Annotated in this window: 10 protein-coding genes and 1 pseudogene; all 11 read right to left on the bottom strand. The window is 41.1% G+C overall.

Annotated features, from left to right (window positions below):
• Positions 1 to 206: pseudogene (locus L634_RS0127490) on the bottom strand (IS5/IS1182 family transposase); the annotation flags it as partial.
• 116 nt (positions 207 to 322) lie between these two features.
• Entirely contained in the window at positions 323 to 1,642 is a 1,320-nt protein-coding gene (gene lysA / locus L634_RS0127485) for a diaminopimelate decarboxylase (protein ID WP_026585163.1), read from the bottom strand.
• Between the two features lie 206 nt (positions 1,643 to 1,848).
• Entirely contained in the window at positions 1,849 to 3,324 is a 1,476-nt protein-coding gene (locus L634_RS0127480) for a spore germination protein (RefSeq protein WP_026585162.1), read from the bottom strand.
• Complete coding sequence (locus L634_RS0127475) at positions 3,308 to 3,886, bottom strand: stage V sporulation protein AE (RefSeq protein WP_026585161.1); 579 nt, start codon at positions 3,884 to 3,886, stop codon at positions 3,308 to 3,310. Before L634_RS0127475 ends, L634_RS0127480 begins: the two co-directional genes overlap by 17 nt.
• Before the next feature lie 59 nt (positions 3,887 to 3,945).
• On the bottom strand, positions 3,946 to 4,368 hold the full coding sequence (locus L634_RS0127470) for a stage V sporulation protein AB (protein ID WP_026585160.1): 423 nt from the start codon (positions 4,366 to 4,368) through the stop codon (positions 3,946 to 3,948).
• Positions 4,358 to 4,978, bottom strand: a complete 621-nt coding sequence (locus L634_RS0127465; RefSeq protein WP_026585159.1) for a stage V sporulation protein AA — start codon at positions 4,976 to 4,978, stop codon at positions 4,358 to 4,360. Before L634_RS0127465 ends, L634_RS0127470 begins: the two co-directional genes overlap by 11 nt.
• A gap of 152 nt (positions 4,979 to 5,130) precedes the next feature.
• Complete coding sequence (gene sigF, locus L634_RS0127460) at positions 5,131 to 5,889, bottom strand: RNA polymerase sporulation sigma factor SigF (RefSeq protein ID WP_026585158.1); 759 nt, start codon at positions 5,887 to 5,889, stop codon at positions 5,131 to 5,133.
• A gap of 12 nt (positions 5,890 to 5,901) precedes the next feature.
• Complete coding sequence (gene spoIIAB, locus L634_RS0127455) at positions 5,902 to 6,342, bottom strand: anti-sigma F factor (protein ID WP_026585157.1); 441 nt, start codon at positions 6,340 to 6,342, stop codon at positions 5,902 to 5,904.
• A 3-nt stretch (positions 6,343 to 6,345) separates the two neighbouring features.
• On the bottom strand, positions 6,346 to 6,696 hold the full coding sequence (gene spoIIAA / locus L634_RS0127450; RefSeq protein WP_026585156.1) for an anti-sigma F factor antagonist: 351 nt from the start codon (positions 6,694 to 6,696) through the stop codon (positions 6,346 to 6,348).
• 233 nt (positions 6,697 to 6,929) lie between these two features.
• Positions 6,930 to 8,093, bottom strand: coding sequence for a D-alanyl-D-alanine carboxypeptidase family protein (locus L634_RS0127445; RefSeq protein WP_026585155.1), 1,164 nt, complete (start codon positions 8,091 to 8,093; stop codon positions 6,930 to 6,932).
• A 333-nt stretch (positions 8,094 to 8,426) separates the two neighbouring features.
• Positions 8,427 to 8,646: IS200/IS605 family transposase (locus L634_RS0127435; RefSeq protein WP_026582476.1), on the bottom strand; the 220-nt coding region annotated here is incomplete at its 5' end.

Raw genomic sequence — 8,646 nt, 5'->3', positions numbered from 1 at the left:
TATTGAATAAATGTGAGTTTAATTAATATTACAGGGTCAATACTTGGGCGGCCTTTTTCTGAATACTTATCTTTTACCAAGTCATAGATGAATGAGAAATTAATCGCCGCTTCAATTTTGCGGACCAAATGGTCCGCCGGTACAAGTTCGTCTAAAGCAACCATTTCAATTTGATCCCGTTGAATTGGATTATGTTTTGAAAGCATTTAAATCACCTCAAGCATTGTATTACTTCTATTTTAAAATAAAAAAGACTGCAGACAAGCACGATTTTCATCGAGTTTGTCGACAGTCTGAAATTAAGCTGCCTTTTTCAGGCAGCTTAATTTTTAATCTTTTCATTAATTGGCAAATCCAATCTCAAAATGTCCTCATAGGTCTCCCTTTTGACAACCAGCTTGGCCTCACCATTTTCAACAAATATTACAGGAGGCCTTGGGATTCGATTGTAATTGTTGGACATAGAGTAGCCATATGCACCTGTACAAAAGACAGCCAAAATATCTTTATCCCCTGCCTTTGGAAGCGGCAAGTCCCAAATGAGCATATCGCCCGATTCACAGCATTTTCCAGCTATTGAAACAGTCTCTTCCGGCTTTTCCAATACTCTGTTTGCCAAAACTGCTTCATATTTCGCCTGGTAAAGAGCAGGACGGATATTATCGCTCATGCCGCCATCCACAGCCAAATAGTTTCTTACATTTGGAACTTCTTTCCGGGAACCCGTCTGGTATAAAGTAGTCCCTGCATCTCCAACAAGGGAACGGCCCGGCTCAATCCAAATTTCAGGCATCTTCATCGAATAATGCTCAGCCTGATTTTTCACTTCTCCAATAATTTCCTCTACATATTGAGAAGCGGGTATCGGATCATCTTCTCCTGTATAGCGGATTCCGAAACCTCCACCTAAATTAAGCACTTGCGGCTCAAAAGAATATGCTTCTTTCCAATCATTCATCTTTTCAAAAATTTTCTTGGCTGCCAGAATAAATCCTGTTGTATCAAAGATCTGGGAACCAATATGGCAATGCAGCCCAAGTGTTTCTATCCACTTTGAATCCATAGCCTTTTTTAATGCCTCTTCAGCCTGGCCGTTCTGAAGGTCAAACCCAAATTTAGAATCTTCCTGCCCAGTTAAAATATAATCATGGGTATGGGCTTCAATTCCAGGTGTAACCCTTAAAAGGATCTTTGTCTTAATAGAGAGGGATTCACATACTTCCTCAAGAAGATCCAATTCATAAAAATTATCGACAACAATGCAGCCCACATTATGCTTGAGAGCCATTTCCAGCTCATCTTTACTTTTATTGTTTCCATGGAAATGGATTCTTTCAGGCGGAAATTCAGCAGCCAGTGCTGTGAATAATTCCCCCCCTGAAACTACATCAAGAGATAGTCCTTCCTCCTCAACAAGCTGAACCATGGCTACTGTTGAAAATGCTTTGCTTGCATAGGCTACTTGTGCTGTTATGCCCATTTTTTCAAAAGTATTTTTAAATCCTCTTGCCCTTTCTCTTATTAAAGCCACATCGTATACGTATAAAGGCGTTCCAAATTGGCCGGCGAGTTCAACAGTATCCATGCCTCCAATTTCCAGATGACCTTTTTCATTAACTTTCATGGTGCCGTGAAAAAACATGTTTCCCCCTCTTCCCTTTAGCCAGGCACAGGATTTTTCATTTTGCCCTAGCAGTAATGTACATCAATCATTGTTAAAATATATGAAAGAAATAGACAGTTTCTTCAAGAGACTGTCTATTCTGTTTCCTTTAATACTTTATTCAATTAAAAAAACTTTACCATATTTCGTGCATTTTCGCAATCGGCATTCGGTGTATTTCTTATTTACGGCTGCTTATATCGGTTTTTTGTCTGGACGATGCTTGGCCGGATTTTTGAACCAGGCATTGACCTGCGAATCAATATTTGTGTAAAGGCAACCGGGCTAAACGGAAGGAACGGCCATAAATATGGTGTATTTAAAGACTTAATGCTAGCCAGACTCAAGATGACCAGGGTTAGCCCCACCACCAAGCCAGGTGTATGGAAAATTGCCACAGCAACCAGCAGCCCCAGCCTTACAATCTTATTCGCGATACTTAACTCGTAGCTTGGTGTAGCAAAAGTACCAATTGCTGCCAATGAAACATATAAAATTACTTCCGGGACAAACAAACCGACATCAATAGCAATTTGCCCGATGAGAACTGCAGCAATTAAGCCCATTGCTGTCGAAAGCGGTGTCGGCGTATGAATCGCTGCAATTCGGAGGAACTCAATCCCGACATCTGCAAGGAATAATTGGACGATTACTGGTACATTTGTTTCCTCATTCGGTCCGATAAATGCAATTCTTTCCGGCAGAAGAGAAGGCTCCAAAACAAATAAAAACCAAAGCGGCAGCAGTACGATGGATGCCATTAGCCCCAGAAAACGAATCCAGCGTACAAATGTGCCAACAGCCGGCGATTGCCTGTATTCCTCAGCATGCTGCAAATGATGAAAATAAGTAGTAGGTGTGATGATGACGCTTGGTGATGTATCAACAAAAACAATAACGTGTCCTTCAAGCAAATGGGCCGCAGCCACGTCTGCCCTTTCCGTGTAACGGACAAGCGGGAAGGGATTATAACCTTGTTTCAATAAAAATTCTTCAACCGTTTTATCGGCCATCGTGATCCCATCTATTTTAATCTCTTTAATTTCTTTTCTGATTAAATCGATTAGATCCTTATTGGCAATATCTTTGATATAACCAATGGCAACATCTGTTTTGCCACGCTCACCGACCCGCATAATTTCAAAGCGAAGTCTTTCATCCCTAATTCTTCTTCTTGTTAATGCAGTATTTACGATAATATTTTCAACATATCCGTCGCGTGAACCCCGGACCACTTTTTCGGTATCCGGCTCCTGGGGTGTCCTTCCCGGATAGCTGCGGACATCTACAACAAGGCCAACTCCTTCTCCCTCTACCACAACTACTATAAGCCCTGACAGTACCTGGTCAACCAGCTCATCCATCGTTTTGATATGCTCAACGGATTGGTGCATGATTCTGTTTTCAACTATCTCGAACAGTTTGGTTGAAAGTTTTTCATTATCGTTAATTTCAACTAGCCCTTCTACGATTTCAATAATAAATTGGGTATCTGTCAAGCCATTGATATAATAGAAATGAACATCTTTCCTTAATACTTTTAGCTTGCGGACTCCTAAGTCAAAGCTATCCCCCAGCCCCACTCTGTCCTTCATATATCTTTCAATTTCCTGGACAGATTTGGGAATGGGCATTTTATCGGTTTTATTGCTGTCTGCCATAATAGCCGCTCCTTTCCAAAACAAGTTCTACCGCCTTTTTGGTAATGGGTGAACCTTTATCAAAATGATCTTTTTTTGACATTTTTCCGATATCGCCGATTCCAACAACAATCGGAACATCTAATTGATCAAGGCAATATACGGTATCGCCATTTATGCGTCCTATTTCCATCTCAGGTACGCCAAATTTATCTACCCCGTATGGAGTCAGCTCCCCATTGCTATCAATACAAACATCCACCTTTGTCCATTCGGCCTGCCTCGTTTTCGAAGCTACCGCTATAATTCCCAAAACATCGATGTCTTTATGGCACGCCACATATTTCAATGCATTTTCCCCGGCACCCTCTCCAATGAACCCGCTGTCATCAAACATGACAAGCACAGGATCATGGGAGACTTTTTTTATAAGCTTAACAATTTGCTGACCGGTTAAAACAGAAGGATTTCCGTGCGATAAGGATAGGCATCTTCCTCCAATTTCCTTTGCAACAAGTTCAACGGTTTTCCTTGCATAGTCGTCTCCATCAGTTATAAGAATGACGTGCCTCCGATCATTCATAGCTTGTTTATCCTTTCCGAATCCATTTTGTTATAGTAAAATTCTCTTTTCCATACCTGCTATCTATTTACAAAATAGATCCATTGAAATAATGAGCCGATTACTTTTCCAAATACAAATGCCATCAGCAATATGGCAATTTTCCCATCAACACCGATCCTTTTAGCCAGGATTGGGAACACATTCAGCACTTCTGTTAAAGCGGCGGCAAGCATCCCTACAAATATTCCCGCCCCCAGCCCAAGCGGAATCAAAAGGTATGGAGTTATAGATAAAACAGGATTCCAGAGTGTTGCGAATGCTCCTGCCAATGCCCCCAAAACAACTGCCGCTTCGTAATGGCGGATCATTTTCATTGTTTTAGTCAGCTGAGTCAGTCTGGGTATAATGCCCAGAACTGCCAGAAATGCGACAAAGCCTGAGCCAACCGCCAACCCCCCGGCAAATCCAATAATTATTACCAACACAACATTAATGGTCATCAAGGTGCTTCATACTCTCCTTGTTCTCATGCAGGGCAACATAATTATCAAGATCAAGCTGATAATTAAACATTTCCACTTCTAAAGGACTGGGCTCTTCATTAAGCCGTTTTTTAAATACATGATTAAAAAAAATGATCATTCCCAGGCCAAGGCCAATGGAATAGGGAATTTGAAAAATGAGCGGTTTGCTGTCCACTTCGCCTGTAATAATTGTGTAAATTCTCAGCTGTACTGCCTGCATGCTAACGTCTTCATGAAAATTCATAATGGCCAGTGCGGCTCCAATAAACAAAAGAAGCCAAACCAACAGGAAAAGAGGGAAGGAAACTTTACGCTTCTTAGTGACAACCTCTACAATCACTTGGGCTGGACCTATTGATTGGACCTCCATGCTCGGAAATGTTTTGGTTATGGCTCTTATCACTTTCATTACGTCAATCACAACTATATTCCGATCATTTACGGTTACTTGATACAGAGCAAGCTGGCAAAGCTGTTCATGGATTTCCTCATCCGCGATGACTTGAGCGATATCCTTAAGGTGCAGTACCTCATCTAGCCGGACCTGCAGACGATGCCGCAAGCGAATGTAAACCGTTTTTTCCATTACGCTCACTTCCCACACAGTGATTTCCTCGTATATTTAGTATGAGTTACATATAATCGCTTCATGAAGACCAATAATTGGCTGTTTAAGAGGAGCTTATGTATTCGGAGAAAAAGAAAGTTAAAATGGAATAAAAAAAGACCAGAATGGATTTATATATCCATCCGGTCTTTCATTTGCTGCAATATCTTTTTTTCAAGCCGCGAGACCTGTACTTGGGAAATGCCTAGCCTGGCTGCCACTTCAGATTGAGTTTGGTCTTTATAATAGCGCAGATAGACAATCAGCCTTTCCCTTTCGTCCAATTCCAGAATCGCTTCCTTTAGAGCGATTTTGTCAAACCACTTGCCTTCATTGCCATCATCAATTTGATCAAGAAGGGTAATCGGATCTCCATCATTTTCATATACTGTTTCGTGAATGGATGAAGGAATACGGCTTGCTTCCTGGGCAAGGATAATATCCTCTGCAGGAATCTCCAGATACTCGGAAAGTTCTGTCACAGTCGGGATGCGCCCAAGTGTTTTGGACAGTTCATCCTTTGCCTTCCTGATTTTGTTGCCCATTTCCTTTAAAGAACGGCTCACCTTTACAGTTCCATCGTCACGGATAAATCTTTGGATTTCTCCGATTATCATAGGTACTGCATAGGTTGAAAACTTTACATCATAACTGAGATCAAATTTATCAACCGATTTCAATAAGCCGATACAGCCGATTTGAAAGAGATCATCCGCCTCGTAGCCTCTGTTTAAGAATCGCTGGACAACAGACCAGACAAGACGCATATTTTTCTGGACTATCCGATCCCTTGCACCCTGATCTCCATTTTGGCTTTTCTTGATAAGCTCCTTGACTTCATGGTCCTTTAAATAGGTTTGGCCCTTATCTGTTTTAACCTCCACATCCATAGCAAGACTCCCTTAATTGCATAGCATTTTACTATTTGATAAATGCTTCCTTAATCGGATCTCTGTGCCTATTCCCGGTTGCGATTTGATTTCAATTTCATCCATGAAATTTTCCATAATAGTAAAGCCCATGCCTGACCTTTCTAGTTCAGGCTTAGTTGTGAACAGCGGCTGGCGGGCTTCTTCAACATCCATAATCCCAAGCCCTTTATCCTTAATGGTCATATCAATAAATCCATCATCTATAAGGACAGAAATATACACAATCCCATTTGGATCATTTTCATATCCATGGATAATCGAGTTTGTTACTGCTTCAGAAACGACTGTTTTGATTTCAGTTAATTCGTCCATTGTCGGATCCAGCTGGGCAATAAACGCAGCAACAGTAACACGGGCAAAGGATTCATTTTGGCTTAGTGCGCTGAACTCAAGATTCATTACATTTTTCATTGGTCAGGCAACCCCCAATCTTTGCAGTGCATTTTCTTCTGTTGGCTCAAGCCGGATAATTTTAAATAAACCTGACATATCAAATAGCCTTTCGACTGCTGGGGATATTGCACACACGACCATTTCACCATGTTTTTGCTTGATTTGCTTATATCTGCCCAAAATAACACCCAACCCTGAACTATCCATAAAAGAAAGGTGTTCAAGATTTAAAATAATATGATGGATATCATGATCTTCAATTGCTCTCGTCGCTTGTTCACGCAGCTCATCTGCCGAATGATGGTCCAATTCTCCGCTTAAACGAATACATAAAACATCATGTTTTACTTCCAAATTAATGTTCAGACTCACTACCATAGCCTCCTTATCTGGTATCCTACATTGAAAAAGCAAACTCAGCCTTGCTGCACTGCTCTTTCCTGCCGGATAGGCTTAGCCGAAATCATATAAGATTCCGATATCCGCCCTTATAGTGAGTCAAATTCGATAGTGAAGGTTTCATTTCCTTCCTGAAGACAAAACTAGTGCATTTTCGCTAAAAATAGCTGTCATCCTGTTTGTTTTCGACAAATTCGCTTGCTCATTTACTCAGATTTCGTAAACATGCCCATCGAGCGTTTAAATAATGTCCACCAGGTTGCTTCTTTACTGTCTTCCTTTGCAACAAGAGGGCTTTCCACCAATGTTTTTCCATCTTTTTTTAATGTTAAAGTTCCAATTTTATCTCCCTTCTGAACAGGCGCCTTAATGTTTTTATTCAATGTTACTTTCTGTTCAATATCCTCAATACCTTCGCCTTTTTTCGTTAACAAAGAGATTGGTTCACTTGTTAAAGCTTCAACTTGCTTCTTTTCACCCTTGCTTACCGATACCTTTCCAAGTGCGTGATTTCTTTCATACATTGGGTGAGTCTTGTATTGGCTAAAAGCATAATCCAGCATTTTTGTAACCTGGGCATTGCGTTCCTTTGAGGTTGGCGCACCGAACACCACTGCAATAACCCGCATTCCGTCTTTCTGGGCTGTTGCTGTCAAGCAGTATTTTGCCTCTGATGTAAAACCTGTCTTCAGCCCATCCACTCCAGGATAAAAACGGACTAGCCGATTTGTATTGACAAGCCAGAACTTTTTATCCGTGTCTTCACGGAGGTATGCTTCGTATGTACCAGTAAACTCCGTTATATCTTCATACTTAAGAAGTTCTTTCGCCATAATGGCCATATCATGTGCTGTACTGTAATGATTTTCGGCAGGAAGGCCTGTAGGGTTTTGGAAATTGGTGTTCTTAAGGCCTAACTCCTTTGCTTTTTTATTCATCATTTCAACAAATGCCTCTTCTGAACCTGCAATTCTTTCTGCCATTGCCACTGAGGCGTCATTCCCTGAGCCAATTGCAATACCCTGAAGCATCTGTTTTGTGGTCATTTCCTCACCAGGTTCCAGGAAAATTTGCGAACCGCCCATTGATGCAGCATACTCGCTTGTCCGGATTTTCTCATCCCATGACAGTTTTCCTTCATCGATCGCTTCCATGATTAAAAGCATAGTCATCACTTTTGTCATGCTTGCGGGCGGAAGCTGTTCTCCGCTGTTTTTATCATATAAAATCGATCCCGTGTCACGTTCGATGAGTATGGCGGACTTTACATTTTCCGCTAAATCTGCACTATTTTCTCTTGCAAATCCTGAAGGAACAAAGATTGTTGCCAATAAAAATGTTATTAACATTAATGAGACGATTCGTTTCATCACATAAAACCTCCATTCTTTATAGCCTCCATTTTTTCCAGTAAAAGAAAATTTATACAGCAGGAAATGAAAATAAAGAAAAAGGATTCAGTTCGATCTGAAAAGTCAGCAGCATGCAGCAGAATGGTTTCAGGAAGGAGGGGGGAGAGGCAGCTAAACGGTTTTTATCACGGTTTTATATCCTGGTTCCAATTCATTCAACTGAAGGTTCTCAGGCTGGATACAGTAAGTATCCGCCCGTAAAACGGGCGGTTTTAATTTCGCCCTATAAGGGCACTTTACTGACAATCCCCTAAAGGGGACTCTAAATTGACCGTCAACCGTTCACTCCTGTCACTTATCTTTAAATGGATCGACGTATTCCCTCTTTGTCATATGGTCGCGTAATTTATCCTCAGCTTCCTGCTCGCGGATATATTTTGCTACTGTTTTCTGGTTGAGTCCCACCGTACTCACGTAATATCCCTTAGCCCAAAATGTGCGGCTTCCGTGGTTATACTTTAAATTCGCATGACGATCATGTATCATCAATGAACTTTTACCTTTTAAATAT

The organism is Bacillus sp. J33 (assembly GCF_000518885.1).
Classification (GTDB): Bacteria; Bacillota; Bacilli; order Bacillales; family Cytobacillaceae; genus Cytobacillus.
Note: the sequence above shows the minus strand (reverse complement) of the source record. Positions and strands in the feature narration are given on the sequence as shown.

Coding starts and splice junctions, on each gene's coding strand:
- L634_RS0127475 (WP_026585161.1), bottom strand. CDS start 3,886: ATGAATGATCGGAGGCACGTCATTCTTATAACTGATGGAGACGACTAT.
- lysA (WP_026585163.1), bottom strand. CDS start 1,642: ATGTTTTTTCACGGCACCATGAAAGTTAATGAAAAAGGTCATCTGGAA.
- sigF (WP_026585158.1), bottom strand. CDS start 5,889: ATGGATGTGGAGGTTAAAACAGATAAGGGCCAAACCTATTTAAAGGAC.
- spoIIAB (WP_026585157.1), bottom strand. CDS start 6,342: ATGAAAAATGTAATGAATCTTGAGTTCAGCGCACTAAGCCAAAATGAA.
- L634_RS0127480 (WP_026585162.1), bottom strand. CDS start 3,324: ATGGCAGACAGCAATAAAACCGATAAAATGCCCATTCCCAAATCTGTC.
- L634_RS0127470 (WP_026585160.1), bottom strand. CDS start 4,368: ATGACCATTAATGTTGTGTTGGTAATAATTATTGGATTTGCCGGGGGG.
- L634_RS0127445 (WP_026585155.1), bottom strand. CDS start 8,093: ATGAAACGAATCGTCTCATTAATGTTAATAACATTTTTATTGGCAACA.
- L634_RS0127465 (WP_026585159.1), bottom strand. CDS start 4,978: ATGGAAAAAACGGTTTACATTCGCTTGCGGCATCGTCTGCAGGTCCGG.